The organism is Mesorhizobium sp. M0040 (assembly GCF_040323505.1).
Lineage (GTDB): Bacteria > Pseudomonadota > Alphaproteobacteria > Rhizobiales > Rhizobiaceae > Mesorhizobium.
The window spans coordinates 78,162-95,920 of record NZ_JAMYVA010000014.1; the positions used below are offsets into that span (position 1 = coordinate 78,162).

The 17,759-nt window shown below is 61.8% G+C and carries 14 protein-coding genes and 1 pseudogene; 4 read left to right on the forward strand and 11 right to left on the reverse strand.

Annotated elements, in window-relative coordinates:
• Positions 1-48: 48 nt before the first annotated feature.
• The 4 genes from NKJ91_RS15050 to NKJ91_RS15065 all read right to left on the reverse strand — a co-directional run bounded on the left by NKJ91_RS15050 (position 49) and on the right by NKJ91_RS15065 (position 3,818).
• Positions 49-507 carry a carboxymuconolactone decarboxylase family protein gene (locus tag NKJ91_RS15050; RefSeq protein WP_023675860.1) on the reverse strand — a complete coding sequence of 153 codons (459 nt, stop codon included), beginning with the start codon at positions 505-507 and terminating at the stop codon, positions 49-51.
• A gap of 11 nt (positions 508-518) precedes the next feature.
• Complete coding sequence (locus NKJ91_RS15055) at positions 519-1,037, reverse strand: RrF2 family transcriptional regulator (protein ID WP_023675859.1); 519 nt, start codon at positions 1,035-1,037, stop codon at positions 519-521.
• 100 nt (positions 1,038-1,137) lie between these two features.
• Positions 1,138-2,451 (reverse strand): NAD-dependent dihydropyrimidine dehydrogenase subunit PreA, encoded by a 1,314-nt coding sequence (gene preA / locus NKJ91_RS15060; RefSeq protein WP_352456221.1) that lies wholly within the window; start codon positions 2,449-2,451, stop codon positions 1,138-1,140.
• A 2-nt stretch (positions 2,452-2,453) separates the two neighbouring features.
• Positions 2,454-3,818: an NAD(P)-dependent oxidoreductase gene (locus tag NKJ91_RS15065; RefSeq protein WP_352456222.1), complete on the reverse strand. Its 1,365-nt coding sequence runs from the start codon at positions 3,816-3,818 to the stop codon at positions 2,454-2,456.
• Positions 3,819-4,038: 220 nt separating this feature from the next.
• Between NKJ91_RS15065 and NKJ91_RS15070 the strand changes: the two genes are divergently transcribed.
• Complete coding sequence (locus tag NKJ91_RS15070) at positions 4,039-4,251, forward strand: hypothetical protein (protein WP_352456223.1); 213 nt, start codon at positions 4,039-4,041, stop codon at positions 4,249-4,251.
• Positions 4,252-4,590: 339 nt separating this feature from the next.
• Here the strand turns inward: NKJ91_RS15070 and NKJ91_RS15075 are convergent.
• Positions 4,591-4,715, reverse strand: a pseudogene (locus NKJ91_RS15075) (gamma-glutamylcyclotransferase); the annotation flags it as partial.
• A 204-nt stretch (positions 4,716-4,919) separates the two neighbouring features.
• On the opposite strand from NKJ91_RS15075, the gene NKJ91_RS15080 reads away from it, so the two are divergent.
• Together NKJ91_RS15080 and NKJ91_RS15085 are read left to right on the forward strand one after the other, a co-directional pair.
• Positions 4,920-5,696 (forward strand): VOC family protein, encoded by a 777-nt coding sequence (locus NKJ91_RS15080; RefSeq protein ID WP_352456224.1) that lies wholly within the window; start codon positions 4,920-4,922, stop codon positions 5,694-5,696.
• A gap of 155 nt (positions 5,697-5,851) precedes the next feature.
• The gene (locus NKJ91_RS15085; RefSeq protein WP_352456225.1) at positions 5,852-6,244 is read left to right on the forward strand and encodes a DoxX family protein; all 393 of its coding nucleotides are present in this window, start codon (positions 5,852-5,854) and stop codon (positions 6,242-6,244) included.
• Between the two features lie 4 nt (positions 6,245-6,248).
• Here NKJ91_RS15085 and NKJ91_RS15090 read toward each other — a convergent pair whose 3' ends face one another.
• Entirely contained in the window at positions 6,249-8,690 is a 2,442-nt protein-coding gene (locus NKJ91_RS15090; RefSeq protein WP_352456226.1) for a GcvT family protein, read from the reverse strand.
• Between the two features lie 79 nt (positions 8,691-8,769).
• A complete protein-coding gene (locus tag NKJ91_RS15095; protein ID WP_352456227.1) occupies positions 8,770-10,308 on the reverse strand; it encodes a trimethylamine methyltransferase family protein in 1,539 nt (512 codons plus the stop codon).
• Positions 10,309-10,526: 218 nt separating this feature from the next.
• Between NKJ91_RS15095 and NKJ91_RS15100 the strand changes: the two genes are divergently transcribed.
• Positions 10,527-11,117 (forward strand): transglycosylase SLT domain-containing protein, encoded by a 591-nt coding sequence (locus NKJ91_RS15100; protein ID WP_352456228.1) that lies wholly within the window; start codon positions 10,527-10,529, stop codon positions 11,115-11,117.
• Positions 11,118-11,131: 14 nt separating this feature from the next.
• On the opposite strand, the gene NKJ91_RS15105 is transcribed toward NKJ91_RS15100, so the two are convergent.
• The 4 genes from NKJ91_RS15105 to NKJ91_RS15120 all read right to left on the reverse strand — a co-directional run bounded on the left by NKJ91_RS15105 (position 11,132) and on the right by NKJ91_RS15120 (position 17,693).
• A complete protein-coding gene (locus NKJ91_RS15105) occupies positions 11,132-13,552 on the reverse strand; it encodes a dipeptide ABC transporter ATP-binding protein (RefSeq protein WP_352456229.1) in 2,421 nt (806 codons plus the stop codon).
• A gap of 63 nt (positions 13,553-13,615) precedes the next feature.
• Entirely contained in the window at positions 13,616-14,773 is a 1,158-nt protein-coding gene (locus NKJ91_RS15110; protein ID WP_352456230.1) for an ABC transporter permease, read from the reverse strand.
• 11 nt (positions 14,774-14,784) lie between these two features.
• Entirely contained in the window at positions 14,785-15,819 is a 1,035-nt protein-coding gene (locus NKJ91_RS15115) for an ABC transporter permease (RefSeq protein WP_352453204.1), read from the reverse strand.
• A gap of 221 nt (positions 15,820-16,040) precedes the next feature.
• Positions 16,041-17,693 carry an ABC transporter substrate-binding protein gene (locus tag NKJ91_RS15120; protein WP_352453205.1) on the reverse strand — a complete coding sequence of 551 codons (1,653 nt, stop codon included), beginning with the start codon at positions 17,691-17,693 and terminating at the stop codon, positions 16,041-16,043.
• Between the last annotated feature and the right edge of the window lie 66 nt (positions 17,694-17,759).

Genomic DNA, 17,759 nt, shown 5'->3' on the forward strand with positions numbered 1-17,759 from the left:
GATCTCCAACTGAAAACGGGCGCGCAGCTCGCGCGCCCGTTTCGTCGATCAGGCGGCCTTGGCTGCCGGCATCGGATGAAGGGCGTGGAACGGGATGCAAAGCCGGTTCCAGGTGTTGATCATGCCGAGCGCGACCGACAGCTTGACCAGTTCCTCTTCCGAGAAATGCTCGAGCGTCTGCACATAGAGTTCGTCCGAAACACCGCTTTCGGCGATCTTCGTCACCGCATCCGTCCAGGCAAAGGCGGCGCGTTCGCGTGCCGAAAATAGCGGCGATTCCTTCCAGGCCGAGACGAGATAAAGCCTCTGCTCAGTCTCGCCATCGCGCCTAGCCTCACGGCTGTGCATCTCGACGCAATAGGAGCAACCATTGATCTGCGATGCCCTGAGCTTGATCAGATGCAGCAGGCTCGCCTCGAGCCCGCATTCGTCGACCGCCTTGTTGAGTGCCGACACCGCCTTCATGATCTCCGGCGCCTTGGCGAAAAATTGCATCCGCTGTTTCATCGTCTTTCCTTTCATGCTTGCTTGGTTGAACTGGATTTCTGCGGCCGCTGATGGCGCGCCACAAAGGCGCAACTGGCAGCAATCGATCTCGGATCGCCTTCTGCCGCGTAAGTGGCCACGATGTCGGACAGCTTGGTTTCGGCAAGTGCGGCACGATAGGCGCGCTCGGCCTTCAGCATCGCGGCATTGATGCCGCATAGTTTGACGTAGGCCGATGCATCGAGCTTGACGGGACCGTTGCGGCGGATCTCGCCGCAGCGAAAGGCAGGTTCGCGCCCTTCGACAGCGAGCACGATATCGAGCAGCGTAATGCGCTCGGCCGGCCGTGCTAGCCGATAGCCGCCGGACGGCCCCGGCACTGATTCCAGAATGCCGGACGCAGTCAGCGCGTTGAGATGCTTAAGCAGATAGCTCGGCGACAGCCCGAACGCCTCGGCCATGGCAGCACCTGGCAAGGTCGCGGCGCCATCAACGCCGGCGAGCATCGCGGCGCAGTGGATGGCCGCTTCGACGCCTTCGCCCAGCTTCATTTCGCTCTCTTGTTCATGGATATAGATTATCGTGGATAACTTTTATCCGCAATAGGAAAGTCAAAAAGCGGCGCCGTGAACGCCGCTTTTTTTCGCAATGCTATTCCGCCGCCACCTTGGCCATCGGATTGTTCGGATGCGTCGTCCAGTTGGCATAGATCGGCGACACCGGCCTGCCGGTGCGCTGGTCCATCACGCCGACCGCCAGCGCCTCCATGGTGATGCAGTTCTCGACTGGACAGACATTGACGCAGAGATTGCAGCCGACGCATTCGGCCTCGATCACCTCGAAATGCCTGACGCCATCGACGATTGCGGTGATCGCCTGGTGCGAAGTGTCCTCGCAGGCGATGTGGCAGCGGCCGCATTTGATGCAGGCATCCTGGTCGATATGCGCCTTGGCGACGTAGTTGAGGTTGAGATACTGCCAGTCGGTAACGTTGGGCGTGGCACGGCCGACGATGTCGTCGAGCGAGGCATGGCCCTTTTCGTCCATCCAGTTTTCCAGGCCGGCGATCATTTCCTGCACGATCTTGAAGCCATAGGTCATCGCCGCCGTGCACACCTGCACATTGCCGGCGCCGAGCGCCATGAATTCGGCGGCGTCGCGCCAGGTGGTAATGCCGCCGATACCGGAGATCGGCAGGCCATGCGTTTCCGGATCGCGCGCGATCTCGGCCACCATGTTCATGGCGATCGGCTTCACCGCCGGACCGCAATAGCCGCCATGCGAACCCTTGCCGTCGATCGTCGGCTCCGGTGCGAAATTGTCGAGGTTGACGCCGGTGATCGAATTGATGGTGTTGATCAGCGACACCGCGTCGGTGCCGCCGGCAAGGGCAGCGCGTGCCGGCTTGCGTATGTCGGTGATGTTGGGCGTCAGCTTGGTGATGACCGGCATGCGGGTATTGGCCTTGCACCAGCGCACCACCATTTCGATGTATTCCGGCACCTGGCCGACTGCCGCACCCATGCCGCGTTCCGACATGCCGTGCGGGCAGCCGAAATTGAGCTCGATGCCGTCAGCGCCGGTCTCCTCGACCACCGGCAGGATCGCCTTCCAGGCATGCTCCTCGCAAGGCACCATCAGCGAGACGACGATCGCCCGGTCGGGCCAGTCCATCTTGACCTGCTTGATCTCGCGCAGATTGACCTGCAGGTCGCGGTCGGTGATCAGCTCTATATTGTTCAGGCCAAGCAGGCGACGATCGGCGCCCCAGATGGCGCCGTAGCGCGGCCCGTTGACGTTGACCACCGGCGGCCCTTCTTCGCCGAGCGTCTTCCAGACAACGCCGCCCCAGCCAGCCTTGAAGGCGCGAATGACGTTATAGGCCTTGTCGGTCGGCGGCGCCGAGGCTAGCCAGAACGGGTTCGGCGATTTGATGCCGACGAAATTGTTGCGGATGTCTGCCATGCTCATGCCCTCCCGTTCGAGGTCAGTGCCCGATGAATGCTTTCCGCCGCGTCGCGGCCTTGTGCGACGGCCGAGACTGTCAGGTCGTCGCCGCCAAAGATGCAGTCGCCGCCGGCCCAGACGTTTGGCAGCGAGGTGCGGCCTTCGGCGTCGACCTTGATGCGGCCGGCTTCCAGGTCAAGCAAAGCCCCGCTGCCGTTGAGCGCAGCCGGGACAAAACTCTGGCCGATCGCCTTGAACACCTGGTCGGCGGTCAACGTCAGCCGCTCGCCGGTGCCGACGAGCCTGTCGCCGTCCATCGCGGTGTATTCGAGCTCGATCGCCGACACCTTGCCGGCGTCGGCAATGACCCGCTTCGGCTGCAACCAGTGCCGGATGATGACGCCGTTGGCGGCAGCCAGATCTTGCTCGAATTCGGAGGCATTCATGTGCTCCGGGCCGCGCCGATAGCAGATCGTCACCTCTTCGGCTCCGAGCAGCTTCGATTGCACCGCCGCGTCGATCGCCGTCATGCCGCCGCCGATGACGACAACACGCCGGCCGACCGGCAGGCTGGCCAGATCGCTGGCCTGGCGAAGCTCGGCAATGAACTCGACAGCATTGCTGACGCCCGGCGCCTCCTCGCCATCCGCTCGCAAGGCATTGACGCCGGCAAGCCCCATGCCGAGGAACACCGCATCGTAATTCCTGGTCAGATCCGACAGCTGGTAATCACGGCCGAGCGCCTTGCCGTTCTGGATGTCGATGCCGCCGATCGACGTGACATAGTCGACTTCAGCCTGGGCGAAATTGTCGACGCTCTTATAGGCGGCGATACCGTATTCATTGAGGCCGCCGGGCTTTGGCCGAGCTTCCAGGATGGTCACGTCGTGGCCGTAGCGGGAGAGCCGATGCGCGGCGGCAAGCCCCGCCGGTCCGGCGCCGACCACGGCGACCGTCTTGCCGGTCGGTTCGGGGCGCTCGTAGAACTGCTTGTTTTCGGCCATGGCGACATCGGTGGCGTAGCGCTGAAGGCGACCGATCTGCACCGGCTTGCCTTCGGCCACCTCGCGCACGCAGACTTCTTCGCACAGCGTCTCGGTCGGGCAGACGCGGGCGCACATGCCGCCCAAAATGTTCTGATCAAAAATAGTCTTGGCTGAGCCGATCGGATTGCCCGTCGAAATCTGGCGGATGAACAGCGGGATGTCGATCGAGGTCGGGCATGCATTCATGCACGGCGCATCATAGCAGAAATAGCAGCGGTCGGACTCGACCAGCGCCTCGTGATGATCGAGCGGCGGGTGCAGGTCGGCGAAATTGTCGGCATATTGGTCCGGCGAGAGCCGCCCGCCGGCAATGCCTTGCTTGAACTGGCCTTCTGGCATCGTCAGTTCCCCATGTTCTTGTTTTGGGGAAGGCTAGCACATTTTATTTTTTTATCAATTGGTCAATTTTCGGCGCAAACCGCTGAAACCGCTCGATAAAAACATGATAAACGCACTCATGTTTTTGAGCACTGTCCGTTGCGCCTCAATGGATGCGGCGCCCAGAATTGGCTACCAAGTGGCGACAAGCTGTTCGAAAGCGTTACCAGGCGGTAGGCGCTTGAGCATCGTGCGCGATTTTCAGACATTGGAGAAGGTGATGGACATTGTTCAGGAGGCGGTTCAGCGGTGGGAGCCTGTGGAAGATTTACCGCTGGCTGCCTGTCAGGTGTGGCGTCTGAAATCCGACAACTACTTTGAATTGGCCGTCGAAGGCGACTTCTTCGTCGGGGCATCCGAACGAACCCTCAAGATCAACTCCACGGAGTGCTAGCACTTTCGGCTCATGACGACATGTTGGGAGTGACCCATGTCAGCGCTAGCAGCTCAATCCCGTTGATTGGCTCTGGCGGGCAAGCCTCCTATAGATGGCCCCTCCTCCGAGTCGAGAACTCGCACTGGTTGCGATCAATACCCGGGCCGACAAACGACTGTTCGCATTTTCTATTGCTCAGTCTCGAATGCACGGTAGAGGTGATTGCTCGTGAAGCCATAGCTGCTTGGATCTGACCCCTCGCTTCGCACCACGCCTTCCACAACCATTCCGGGGAGCGGGATAGCCCTTAGACTGGTGATGGTCCGCTCTGGTCAGGGCGCCGTCTGGGAGCCGGCTTCAGGGCTTGCGGCCATGCATCGACCTGATCTCGTCCGCGACGACTTCCTGCAGCCGCCACAGATTGCGGTCGCGAGAATGCCGAACTCTTCCAGATGATGGACGGTGCTGAAGAGATATTCGCGACAAGTTCGAAAGTGAGCGACATCCGGCGCATGGATCAACAACCCCTCGTTGACTGCGAGCAAAGTCGAAAACCGCAGGGCGCGCAACCCGGTAACATTTCCAATTTGCCGTCATCTTTTTGGTTGGCTGTCGGATTTTCGTCGTGAAGATCGTCCTAGAATGGATCGCGCATGATCGATGTACAAACCGCAAGGAGCACGACAATGCCACAGTCCCCCATGCCCTTCTTCTGGTACGAGCTGATGACCACCGATCTCGACGCCGCCGAGGCGTTTTACACCTCCGTGGTGGGCTGGAGGGGGCAGCCTTTCGAAGGGGCCCAGGGCATGCCGCGCTATATCGTCATGAATGTCGGCGAGCGCGGCGTCGGCGGGTTGATGACGCTGCCCGATGACGCGCGCAAGATGGGCATGCCGCCGGCCTGGGTCGGTTATATCCTCACCAGGGACGTCGATGCCGCAACGGCCTCCCTCAAGAAGGCTGGTGGCGCGGTTCACCGCGAGCCCGACGACATTCCTGGCGTCGGCCGCTTCGCCGTCGTTGCAGACCCGCAAGGCGCGATGTTCAACTTCCTGCAGCCCAGCGGCCCCGACCAGCCGCCGCTACCGTTGGCGACCCCCGGCAACATCGGCTGGCATGAGCTCTACACGTCAGACTGGAAGGCGGCGTTCGATTTCTATTCCAGCCAGTTCGGCTGGGAGAAGGGCGACGCCATGGATATGGGTCCGATGGGCGTCTACCAGCTTTTCGCCTTCGGCGGCGAGCCCGTTGGCGGCATGATGAACAAGCCCGAGCAGATCCCGGCGCCGGTCTGGCAGTTCTATTTCAACGTGCCCGGCATCGACGCGGCAGCCAAGCGCGTCACCGACAATGGCGGCAAGATCCTGATGGGTCCGATGGAGGTCCCCGGCGGCAGCTGGATCGTACAGTGCACAGACCCGCAAGGCGCGCATTTTGCTCTGACAGCGCCCGGGCATTAACGGCCGCGCTGATCGCGGGGCCGCCATCATGCGGCCCCAAGGCTGCAGCACGCCTCACGACTCACTCACCGACAGTTGAATGCAGGCCGGACTATGTGAATGGTCCGGCCTTTGGCGATGACCTATGGCCGGGCTAGGTGAAAATGGAGTCGTAGATGAAGCTTTTCGAAGGCCTCGCCGGATATCAACCGTTCGCCCTTGCCGCCTTGCGCATCATGACGGCGCTGCAGTTCATTGAGCACGGCACCCAGAAACTGTTCAATTTCCCCGTCGGCGACCATGCCGGCACCATGAGCGGGCTATCGCTGACCGCGGCCATCCTGGAATTCGGAGGCGGCATCCTGCTGGTATTGGGGCTTTTCACCAGACCGGTGGCATTCCTTCTCAGCGGCGAGATGGCGATCGCCTATTTCATGGCGCACATGCCGCGCGACTTCTTCCCGGTCAACAATGGCGGCGATGCGGCAATATCGTTCTGTTTCATCTTCCTGTATCTGGCGTTCGCCGGCGCCGGCGCCCTGGCGCTGGACAACCGCCGCGGTGCCTGAAACGTCACCCACGCATCCGCTCGAAATTCGCGTCGAACAGCGGGATCGGCTGCATGCGCGCAGCGTGGCGTTTGCCCAGAAGCTCAATCTCGAAGCCGTCGGCTTCGTCGGCAATCTCTTTCGGCACATAGCCGATGGCGACGGACTTTTTCGAATGATGCGCGTAGCCGCCCGACGTGACCCAACCGCGCACGGCACCGCCGTACCAGATTGGCTCGTCGCCGATGACGTCGGCATCGGCAGCATCGACGACAAAGGCCCGCAGCCGCAGTCTGCCGCCTTGCTTGCGCTCGGCCAGCGCCATCTGCTTGCCGATGAAATCGGCCTCTTTACCGTAGGCGACGAAGCGGTCGAGGCCGGCCTCCAGCGGCCCATAGATCGGCCGGTAGTCGCGCGCCCATGAGCCGTAATTCTTCTCGAGCCGCAGCGCATTGAGCGCGCGCGAGCCGAACAGGCCGATGCCGAATTCCTCGCCCGCCGCCATCAGCGCCTGATAGGCGGCACGCTGATATTCCGGCGCCACCCAGATCTCGTAGCCGAGGTCGCCGGTGTAGCTGACGCGCCCGACCAGGCACGGCGCCATGCCGATATCCATCCTGCTGATGGCCATGAACGGAAAGGCCGTATTCGACACGTCAGATCGTGTGACCTTTTCAAGAAGGTTCCGCGCGCTCGGCCCGGCGATCGATAAGCCGGTGAGTTTTGCTCCCAGCGCCTCGATGCTAACAGAGTCGTCCTTCGGCAGGTGCGCTTCGAACCAGCGCATGTGGTACTGCTCGGCGACACCGCTGCCGGCCAGGAACCAATCCTTACTTGCAGAATTTGGACCGCCGAGATTGGCCAGCGTGAAATCGCCGATTAGCCTGCCGTCTTCCTTCAGCATCGGCGCCAGCGTCATGCGGCCGGGCCTTGGCAGCTTGCAGGCCAGCAAGCGGTCGAGCCAGGTTGCTGCACCCGCGCCGGTCACTCTGTATTTGGCAAATGACGAGATTTCCGACAGACCAACGCGTTGCCGAACCGTCTCCACTTCTTTCGCGACATGCTCGAAGTCGCTCGAGCGGCGCCAGGAGAATTCGTCCTTGACCCCTTCGGGCGCATACCACAGCGGCACTTCCAGCCCATAGGCGACGCCCCATTGCGCGCCCTCGGCCGACAACAGATCATAGACCGGCGTCGTCTTGAGCGGTCGCCCAGCCGGCAGTTCCTCGTTCGGGAAGCGGATCGAAAACCGCCGCGAATAGTTCTCGCGCACCTTGGCGTTGGTATAGGCCATCGTCGCCCAGTCGCCGTAGCGCGAAACGTCCATCGCCCAGATGTCGGCGCCGGGATCGCCCTCGATCATCCAGTTCGACAGCGCCAGGCCGACGCCGCCGCCCTGCGAGAACCCCGCCATGACACCACAGGCCACCCAGAACCCCGGCAGGCCGCGCACGGGCCCGACCAGCGGATTGCCGTCCGGCGCGAAGGTGAAGGGTCCGTTGATGATCTGCTTGATGCCGGTGTTCTGGAACGCCGGGAAATGCCGGAAGCCAACCTCCAGCGACGGTGCGATGCGGTCGATGTCGGGTTCGAGCAGCTCGTGGCCGAAATTCCATGGCGTCTGGAACTCGGACCATGGCTTGTTGGCCTTTTCGTAAGTGCCCATGAGCATGCCGCCGCGTTCCTGGCGCAGATAGAGCTCGCCGTCGAAGTCGACCGCATGGATGATCTCCGTGCCGGTCTTCTGGTTCCAGGCGGCGACCTCCGGCATGTCCTCGGTGATCAGGTACATGTGCTCCATCGCCAGCACCGGCAGCTCCAGCCCGACCATGCGGCCGACCTCGCGCGCCCACAGGCCGCCGGCATTGACGACATGTTCGGCCACAACCTCGCCCTTGTTGGTGATGACGCGCCACAGCCCGTCGGCGCGCCGCACAATGTCCTCGACCTTGGTGAAACGCTCGACCTCGGCACCAAGCTTCCTCGCCGCCTTGGCGTAGGCGTGGGTAACGCCGGACGGGTCGAGATGACCGTCCTCCTTGTTGCGGACGGCACCGACGAACTGCTTGGGATCGAGCAACGGCATCAGCTCGGCCGCCTCGTCAGGCGATATCTCCTCGAGCTCGATGCCGAGATAGCGGCCCTTGGCGACGACGCCGCGCAGCCAGTCGAGCCGCGCCTCCGTCGCTGCCAGCAAGACGCCGCCAGTCAAATGCACGCCGGTCGCCTGGCCGGACAGTTCCTCGATCTCCTTGTAGAGCGAGATTGTGTATTTCTGCAGCTTGGCGACATTGGGATCGCCATTGATGGTGTGCATGCCGCCGGCGGCGTGCCAGGTCGAGCCGGAGGTCAATTCATTGCGCTCCAGGAGCACGATGTCGGTCCAGCCGTGACGGGCCAGATGGAACAGCACGGAGCACCCGACAACGCCACCGCCGATAACCACGACCTTTGCATGCGATTTCATGGGATTCTCTCTGACGTCAACGAGTTGGATGGGAACGATGAATTCGGGGAGGAGCCCCACGAGCGCAAGCCTTCGATCATCACGGCTCGCTTTGCCCGATCGCTTCCTTGCGCTTGGCCACGTACGTCTCAAGCGCCTCGCGCCTGGAGACTTCCATCACCGGCTCGACATAGTCCTCCAGCGCCTTCTTCCAAAGCCTCGTCGCCCGCGCCGTGGCATCGAGCCCGCCAGCCTCCTGCCAGGCCTCGAAATTTTGCCAGTTGGACAGCATCGGCTGGTAGAAGGCTGTGGCGTAGCGCTCCAGCGTGTGCGGCTCGCCGAAGAAGTGGCCGCCGGTCGGAACCGCACCCAGAGCCTCGACAGCAAGCTCGGCCTCGTTGACCTCGATCGGGCGCAAAAACTCCATCATGTGCTGGATCATCTCGACGTCGATGATGAACTTTTCGAACGACGCAGTCAGCCCGCCCTCTTGCCAGCCTGCGGCATGGTAGACGAGGTTGCCATGGCCGAGCACCGCGCCCCACAGCGCCATCAGCGTCTCATAGGCGCCTTGCGCGTCGGCGGCATTGGAAGCCGAGCCCGGCGTTGTGCGATAAGGCAGGTTGTAACGCCGCGCCAACTGTCCGGACGCGATATTCGCCTTGGTGTTTTCAGGCGTGCCGAACGCCGGCGCTCCCGATTTCATATCGACATTGGAGGTGAAGGCGCCATACATCACCGGCGCGCCGGGGCGGACGAGCTGCGTCAGCACCACGCCGAACAGCGCCTCGGCATTCTGCTGGGCGAGCGCGCCGGCAAGCGTCACCGGGCTCATCGCCCCCATCAGCGTGAATGGCGTTACCGCCACCGACTGGCCGAACTCGGCCATCGTCATCAGCCCCTCGGCCATCATCTCGTCGAAGCGGCGCGGCGAATTGACCGAAATGATCGTGGTGACGCCGGGATCGTCGCGCATCTCGTCAAGCGTCAGTCCGCGCGCGATTGCCATCATTTCGATGCCGTCGAGCGCCCTGCCGCGGCCGATGGCCGAGACGTGAAAGCTTTTGTCGGTCAGTGTCAGATTGGCGAAATAGGTGTCGAGATGACGGGAATTCGCCGGCAATTCTACCGGCGCGCAGACCTGGTTGCCTAGCATGTGGATGCAGTTGAAATGCTGCGCCAGCCGGACGAGATCGGAATAATCGCGCAAATTGCCGGCACGGCGGCCGCGCTCCATGTCGTGCACATTCGGCGGCCCGGCGACGAGCGTGAAGTTGATGGTATTGCCGCCGAGGTGGACGGCATGGGCGGGATTGCGCGGCGTCAGCGTATAGCTGGACGGCGTCGTCTTCAGCGCTTCCTCGATCATGCCGCGATCGATGCGGACGTTCATCGTTGCATGATCGACCTTGGCCCCGGCCTTCTCGAACAGCAACAGCGCCCGCGGGCTCATCACCTCGATGCCGAAATTCTTCAAGATATGCATCGACGCCTGGTGGATCGCCTCGATCTGGTCGGCCGAGAGCATCGCCATTGGCGGATAGGGATTGGTGACGCGGCGCAACGGCAGTTGCGGGATGGCGGTCGGTCCCCTGTTGCTGGTTCGCTCGGCGCCGCGCTTGCGTCTTGGTTCGCTCATGCCGCGCATCAAAGCGCCGGCACGAGGATCGAGCTGTCAAGAATCCGCCACCTGCGGGCGTGATTTTAGCCAAGGCGGCATTCCGGGAATTTCACATCGGCAAAAGCGACAACAAACGTCGGAATGGTTATACTTGTTCCGCGTCAGGCAAAGCGGCCGATGAGCCGTTAAGGAACGCAGCAAGATTCCTTTTATGTTTTCGGCCTAATGCTCTTGCAATGCGTAGGTTGAGTTTTAGTAAAATTGTAGCGATTGCCGTGCCGCTGGCGCTTTCGGCCTGCGCGACGCCGCCGAACCACATCAACGATGTCTGCGCCGTTTTCGACCAGAATGACGGCTGGTTCGACAATTGGCAGGCGGCGGCACAACGCACCGAGCAGAAATACGGCGTGCCGGTCCCAGTACTGATGGCGACGGTGCGCAAGGAATCCGGCTTCAAGAGCAACGCCAGGCCGCCGCGCACCAAGCTGCTGGGCTTCATTCCCTGGAAACATATCTCCAGCGCGACCGGCTTCTCGCAGGCGCTCGACGGCACCTGGGCGCAATACCAGAACGAGACCGGCAGCTGGGCGGCGCGCCGCACCAGGTTTGCCGATGCCATCGATTTCGTCGGCTGGTATCATTCCAAGACCGCCGAGACCCTCGGCGTCGCCCGCAACGACACCTACAATCTGTATCTCGCCTACTATCTCGGCTGGAATGCCTATAAGCGCGGCAATCGCGGCGACGCCGACGTGCAGCGCTATGCGCATGCCACCGAACAGATGGCGCAGGACTACGCCGCGCAGCTACGGCAATGCGCGCCCTAGCCTATTAACGGCTCTCAGCCGCCCTTGGGTTTGCGCGGCTTGCGCGTGGCGTCCTCGGCCTGTCGGCCGTCGCCGACAGTCGGCGGCATGATTGGTGCCACCTGGCTGTCGGCAGAGCTTGAGGTGCCGGTCTCTGAAACCTCGTCGCGAACCTCGTGACGGCGGGCTTTGGCGACCGCTTCGGCATTCTCCACTGCCTGACCCTCGGCATCGGCTTCAACGCTGCCAGTCTTGCCATGCGGGCGCTTGGGCGGATCTCCGGCAAAGCCCGGGCCAACACCGTGGTTTGCATCATCCGGCACGCCCTCATTTGCGGCGTGCTCCTTGTCGAATTTGATCACCGGCTCCATTTTCGCCAGCACGTCGTCGGACAGCCAGCACAAGCTCATATGGCCGTCGCCGAGATTTTTGACTGGCGGCACCGTGGTTTCGCAAAGGTTGTCCGGCACCAGTTTCTTGTAGCCGCAGCGCGTCTGGAACGGACAGCCGGACGGCGGGTTCATCGCCGAAGGGATGTCGCCCTCCAGCACGATGTGCTTCTTGACCACGCTTGTGTCGGCGATCGGGATCGCCGACAGCAATGCCTCGGTATAGGGGTGATAGGGCGGCGCGAATATCTGGTCGGTCGTGCCTTGCTCAACGATATAGCCGAGATACATGACGACGACGCGGTCGGCGATGTAGCGCACCACCGACAGATCGTGGCTGATGAACAGCATCGTCGTCTTGTTCTTGCGCTGGATGTCCATCAAGAGCTCGGTCACCGCGGCCTGGACCGACACATCCAGTGCCGAGACCGGCTCGTCGGCCACCACCACCTTGGCGTCGCCGGCAAAAGCACGCGCAACGCCGATGCGCTGTTTCTGGCCGCCTGAAAGCTGGCGCGGCTTGCGCGACTCGAATGCCCTCGGCAGCTTCACCAGGTCGAGCAATTCCAGCATCCGCTTGCGGCGGTCGGCCACTGTGTCGCCGACGTTGAACTTTTCCAGCGTACGGATGATCTGCGAACCGACCGAATGGCTGGGATTGAGCGTGTCGAACGGATTTTGGAACACCATCTGGATCGACGACACCGTGTCGACGCTGCGCTTCTCGATCCCGGTCGACTGGATCTCCTTGTTGCCGAGCTTCACGCGGCCGGAGCTTGCCGTTTCGAGGCCGAGCAGCACCTTGGCCAGGGTCGATTTTCCGCAGCCGGATTCGCCGACGATCGCGACGGTCTCGGATTCGCGCGCCATGAACGAGATCGTCTCGTTGGCCTTGACGACACGGCCCTCGCTCGAGCCGAACACTTCGCTGCCGCCGACCTTGTAGTACTTCCGGAGGTCTTCGATCTGGAGCACCGGCGCACCGGGCACCACCCGCTCGTTGACCTTCTTGGCGCCGGGTGGCAGCGCCTCCCAGTCGATCTCGTTGAAGCGCACACAGCGCGAGAAATGCCCGTCATGGCCTTCGACCGCGATCATCGGAATTTCGGCGGCGTTGCAGACGCCCTCGACGAAATGGTGGCAGCGCGGGCCGAAATTGCAGCCCTTCGGCCGCTCGTGCGGTAGCGGCAACTGCCCCGGGATGGATATCAGCGGCCGCGAGTTCTTGTCGGCGCCCGGCAGCGGGATCGAGCGGAACAGGCCTTGCGTGTAGGGATGGCGCATCCGGTCGAAGACGTCCTTGATCTTGCCCGTCTCCACCGCTTCGCCCGAATACATCACCGTGATGCGGTCGCAGGTCTCCAAGATCAGGCCGAGATTGTGCGACACGAAGATCATCGAGGTGCCGAACTTCTCGCCCAACCCCTTGACCAGGTCGACGATGCCGGCCTCAACCGTCACGTCGAGCGCTGTCGTCGGCTCGTCGAGCAGAAGCAGCGCAGGCTTCGACAGCAGCGCCATGGCAATGACGATGCGCTGCTGCTGGCCGCCGGAAAGCTGGTGCGGGTAGGAACGCATGATGCGCTCGGGATCCGGCAGCTTCACCGCGCGCACCATTTCCAAGGCGCGTTTGTAAGCTTCGTCCTTCGACACCTTGTCGTGGATCAGTGGCACTTCCATCAGCTGCTGGCCGACCTTCATCGCCGGGTTAAGACTGGCCATCGGCTCCTGGTAGATCATCGCGATCTTGTTGCCGCGGATAGCTCGCAGTTCCTCGTCGGACAGTTCTCCCATGTCCTTGCCTTGGAATTTGATCTTTCCGCCGACGATCTTTCCGATGTTGGAGAGGTCGCGCATGATGCCCAGCGACACGGTCGACTTGCCGCAGCCGGATTCGCCGACAATACCCATCGCCTCGCCAGGCATGACCGTGCAGGAAAAATCCATGACGGCCGGGATCTCGCCCTTGCGGGTGAAGAAGGAGATCGACAGGTTCTCGATCTCGATGATCGGCCCATTGGTCGGCCCATCGGTCGGCTTGGCGGGATTTCGAACTGCCTCATTCATGGGTCGCTCCAATCCTTGTTCTTCAGGCATGTCGGGCCGAACCCGGCATCGATCTTCCCGGCATCAATCTTTCATAGACTGTTCGCGCAACGAATCCGCCAGGAGGTTGAGGCCGAGCACGAACGACATCAATGCGATCGTCGGCGGCAGCGCCGGGTGGATGAAGGAGCGCAGCAGCCGGCTGGCATCCTTGATCGCCGTGCCCCAGTCCGGGCTTTCCGGCGCCAGTCCCAGCCCGAAATAGCCGAGCGTGCCGAGCAGGATCGTGGTGTAGCCGATGCGCAGGCAGGCGTCGACGATCAGCGGCCCGCGCGCATTGGGCAATATCTCCCACAGCATGATGTACCAGGGCGATTCACCGCGCGTTTGTGCCGCCGCAACATAGTCGCGCGTTTTGATATCCATGACCAGGCCGCGCACGATGCGGAACACGCCGGGGCTGGAGGCGAACACCACCGCCACGAAGATGTTGAGCTGGTTGGGATCGATGTGGATGATCTTGAACGGATCGGCATCGAAGACAAGGCCTGCATAGATCCAGCCGCCAAGTACCAACGTCAGGCCAAGCAGGATATAGAGGCGGTCGGGGCGGTTCTTGTAGCGCGTCCAGAACAGCACACTGAAGAAGATGATCGGAAACAGGAAGAACAGCCCTGCCATCGCGTAGGGGATCGGCGTGTCCATGATGCCCGGCGTCACCAGCAGGTAGAACAGGAGGATCACCGGGAAGGCCAGCACAAGGTTGGCGAGGAAGGACAGCACCGTATCGATCTTGCCGCCATAATAGCCGGCCGGCAGGCCGAGCGTAATGCCGACCATCAGCGCAAAACCGGTCGCCGCCGGCGCGATGATCAGCACGATCTGGCTGCCATAGACCATGCGGGAGAACACGTCGCGGGCGAGCTTGTCGCCGCCGAAATAGTATACAAGTTTCGACCCCGGCTCGATTGCGCCCGGCAGCGCGTCCTTCATGATCGGCACTTGGGCGAGCGGATCGAAGGGCGAGATGGTTGACGCGAAGATCGCCGTAAACAGCCAGAACAGGCAGATGCCGACGCCGACGATGCCGACGCCGCTGTCGAAAAGCTGGCCGTAAAGGCCTAGCTTCTTCTTGTAGCCGAAGCTCGCCCCCATCACCAGGGCGAGAGCGATCCAGACCGGCCAGAAGCGGGTAAGCACGCCGAGTACGACGTTGAAGGCGCTGAGATATTCGACCTGCATCCGCCGGTCTCCTATTGAACTCTGATGCGCGGATTGAGGAACGCGTAGCCGACATCGGAGATGAGCTGTGTGATCAGGACGATAAACACCGAGACCAGCGAGCAGCCGAGCAGAAGATCGATGTCGTTGTTGCCGGCGGCCTCGACCAGCGTGTAGCCGAACCCCTGGTAGCGGAACATCACCTCGACGATGACGACGCCGGTGAGCAGCCAGGGGAACTGCAGCATGATGACCGTGAATGGCGCGATCAGCGCGTTGCGCAGAGCGTGCTTTATCACCACGCTGCCGAAGGAGAGGCCCTTCAGCCGGGCGGTTCGGATATATTGCTGTGTCATCACCTCCACCATCGAGGCGCGGGTCATGCGAGCGATGTAGCCGATGCCGTATATCGCCAGCGTCATCACCGGTAAGGTGAAATTATAGAAGGTGATGCCCTGGCTGGCCGAGGCCGCCGAACCGTTCAGCACGCCGAGCCAGGAGGCAAAGATCACGGTGAAGATGACGCCCGAAACATATTCGGGCGTCGCCGTCGAGGCGATCGAAGCCACCGACAATGTGCGGTCGGTGCGTGAACCCTCGCGCATGCCGGCGAGAATACCGATCAAAAGCGAGATCGGCACCATTACGGCCAGCACGCAGAGCATCAGGATGCCGGTGGCGCTGAGCGCCGGAAAGAGTTTCGAAGCGACCGTCGTCTTGAACTTGGTCGAGCAACCGAAATCGCCTTGCAGGATGCCGGAGAATGTCGGCACGACCGGATCGTTGCAGAAGGAGAAACGCTGTGCGGGCTTGCCGGTCGCCGGGTCGGTCACCGGCTGCTTGGGCATGATGCCCAGCCATTGGCCGTAGCGGATAAAGAAATTCTGCCGATAGCCATGGTTGACCAGCCAAGCCTCAAGCTGCTCGGCGGATGTGTGCATTTCGGTCTGGCTGATCGCGAGCTTCTTCAGATTAGGCCCGAGATTGACCAGGAAGAAGACGATCATCGTCAGGCACAGCATCGTCACTGCCATGGTGCCGAGACGCCTGATAACGAAAGAAAGCATGGCGGTCCCCTGCCGGTCGGGTTGGGGGGTGGAACCGGTTTGCAAGCCGTGCGCTGCCGCCAGCGGCAGAACAAGCCTTCAGACCAGTCCCAGATGCAATACCCTTTTTATTGCAGACCCAGGCCGAAGAGTCCGCAACTTTTTGCTGCGCCGACTTCCGGTCCAAGGACCATGCAAAGAGCGAGGGAAAGGGGCGAGACGCCCCTTTCCGGATCGTCCGGTCAGGCCTGGTCGAGCCAGACCTTGCCGTAGTCGCGCTCGAAGGTCGGGTGCATCTTGTAGTTCTGCACCGCCTTGACCGAATGGCTGTAGAGCTTGCGCCAATAAGGCTGGATGATAATGCCGGAATCCTGCAGGATCTGCTCGATATCCTTCATCATTTCCTTGCGCTTGGCGGCGTCGGCAACTGCCAGCGCAGCGTTGAGCTTGGCATCCCACTCCGGATTCGACCAGGCCGTCTCGTTCCAGGCCTCACCTGTGCGATAGCCGATCGCCAGAACCTGGACGCCGAGCGGCCGCATGTTCCAGTTGGTCATCGACAGCGGATACTTCGTCCAGTCGTTCCAGAAGGTCGAACCCGGCAGCACCGTACGCTTGACCTTGATGCCGGCGTCGCGCATCTGCGCGGCGATCGCATCGCCTGTGTTCTTGTGCCAGTCTTCGTCGACCGTGATCAGTTCGTGCTCGAAATCGGCCTGGCCGGCTTCCGCCATCAGCGCCTTTGCCTTGGCCGGGTCGCGAGCAATCTTCGGCAATTCATAGTATTCCGGATGGATCGGGGCGACATGGTGGTTTTCGGCAACCGTGCCGGCATTGCCGTAGCCGAGCTGGAGGACGACATTGTTGTCGACCGCGAGCTGCAGGGCGTTGCGAACCTTCTGGTCGCCGTAAGGCTTGTTGGTGACGTTGGTGCGGCAGACGATCGTCGACGCGGTGACGACCTCCGACTTCGCCAAGTCCATGCCGTCGAGAATGGACACATAGTCGGCCGAGGTTTCGAAGTTGGTGTGCACTTCGCCTGCCTCGAAGGCGCTGACCATGGCCGCCGGATCGGTGCCGTAGTCGATGAACTCGATGCCGTCGAGGAAGACCTCGCCGTCCCACCACTTGTTGTCTTCGCGGCGCTTGTAGACCACTTTCTGGCCGACATCGTAGGAGACCAGCTCGAACGGCCCAGTGCCGATCGGGCAGGACTTGAAGTCGCCGCCTTTTTCGTCGAACGTCTTGTGGACGATGAGGCCGGGATAGTCGCACACGTTGGGAATGAGGGCGATATCCGGCTTGCTGAGCGTCAGCTTGATCGTGTGGTCATCGACCTTGGTCACCGCGCTCTCATCCAGCTTGTCGTCCTTGACCAGCGAACCGAGGCGACCCGGCATGGAATTGCCTTCGGCCTTCTTGTCGGCCCAACGCTTGAGGTTGAAGATGACGTCGTCTGCGGTGAACGGATCGCCGTTGTTCCAGGTGACGCCTTTGCGCACATGCAGCGTGTATTCGGTAGCGTCGTCATTCACGTCCCAGCTCTCCAGCAGATAGGGGCGGAACGTGTATTCGGTGGTGTATTTGACCAGCGGCTCGAGCGCCTGGCGCTCGGCATTGGCGATTTCCGACCAGTCGGACTTGCGCGGATCCTTCGGATCCTTGATCCATTGCGCGACCTTCAGTATGCCGCCTTTCTTGCCCTTCACCTCTTCCGCCTTGGCCGGCGTCGGGTCTGCGAGGCCAAGCATGCCATAAGCCATCGCCGTCGACGCGCCGAAAACGCTGGCGAGAGCCAGAAATTCGCGACGATCCATCTTGCCTGCCTTGGCATCTTCGGCCATGGCCAGGATGTGATCGGGAACGCGGTCGCCGTTACTCTTGTAGATCGTCATGACTAACTCCCATTGTTGGCTTTCTGCCTTTTAACATTCCGCATCCGCGCCATGATGTCAAAGACG

Coding starts and splice junctions, on each gene's coding strand:
- NKJ91_RS15100 (WP_352456228.1), top strand. CDS start 10,527: ATGCGTAGGTTGAGTTTTAGTAAAATTGTAGCGATTGCCGTGCCGCTG.
- NKJ91_RS15065 (WP_352456222.1), bottom strand. CDS start 3,818: ATGCCAGAAGGCCAGTTCAAGCAAGGCATTGCCGGCGGGCGGCTCTCG.
- NKJ91_RS15080 (WP_352456224.1), top strand. CDS start 4,920: ATGCCACAGTCCCCCATGCCCTTCTTCTGGTACGAGCTGATGACCACC.
- NKJ91_RS15110 (WP_352456230.1), bottom strand. CDS start 14,773: ATGCAGGTCGAATATCTCAGCGCCTTCAACGTCGTACTCGGCGTGCTT.
- NKJ91_RS15055 (WP_023675859.1), bottom strand. CDS start 1,037: ATGAAGCTGGGCGAAGGCGTCGAAGCGGCCATCCACTGCGCCGCGATG.
- NKJ91_RS15090 (WP_352456226.1), bottom strand. CDS start 8,690: ATGAAATCGCATGCAAAGGTCGTGGTTATCGGCGGTGGCGTTGTCGGG.
- NKJ91_RS15105 (WP_352456229.1), bottom strand. CDS start 13,552: ATGAATGAGGCAGTTCGAAATCCCGCCAAGCCGACCGATGGGCCGACC.
- NKJ91_RS15120 (WP_352453205.1), bottom strand. CDS start 17,693: ATGACGATCTACAAGAGTAACGGCGACCGCGTTCCCGATCACATCCTG.
- NKJ91_RS15085 (WP_352456225.1), top strand. CDS start 5,852: ATGAAGCTTTTCGAAGGCCTCGCCGGATATCAACCGTTCGCCCTTGCC.
- preA (WP_352456221.1), bottom strand. CDS start 2,451: ATGGCAGACATCCGCAACAATTTCGTCGGCATCAAATCGCCGAACCCG.
- NKJ91_RS15115 (WP_352453204.1), bottom strand. CDS start 15,819: ATGCTTTCTTTCGTTATCAGGCGTCTCGGCACCATGGCAGTGACGATG.
- NKJ91_RS15050 (WP_023675860.1), bottom strand. CDS start 507: ATGAAACAGCGGATGCAATTTTTCGCCAAGGCGCCGGAGATCATGAAG.
- NKJ91_RS15095 (WP_352456227.1), bottom strand. CDS start 10,308: ATGAGCGAACCAAGACGCAAGCGCGGCGCCGAGCGAACCAGCAACAGG.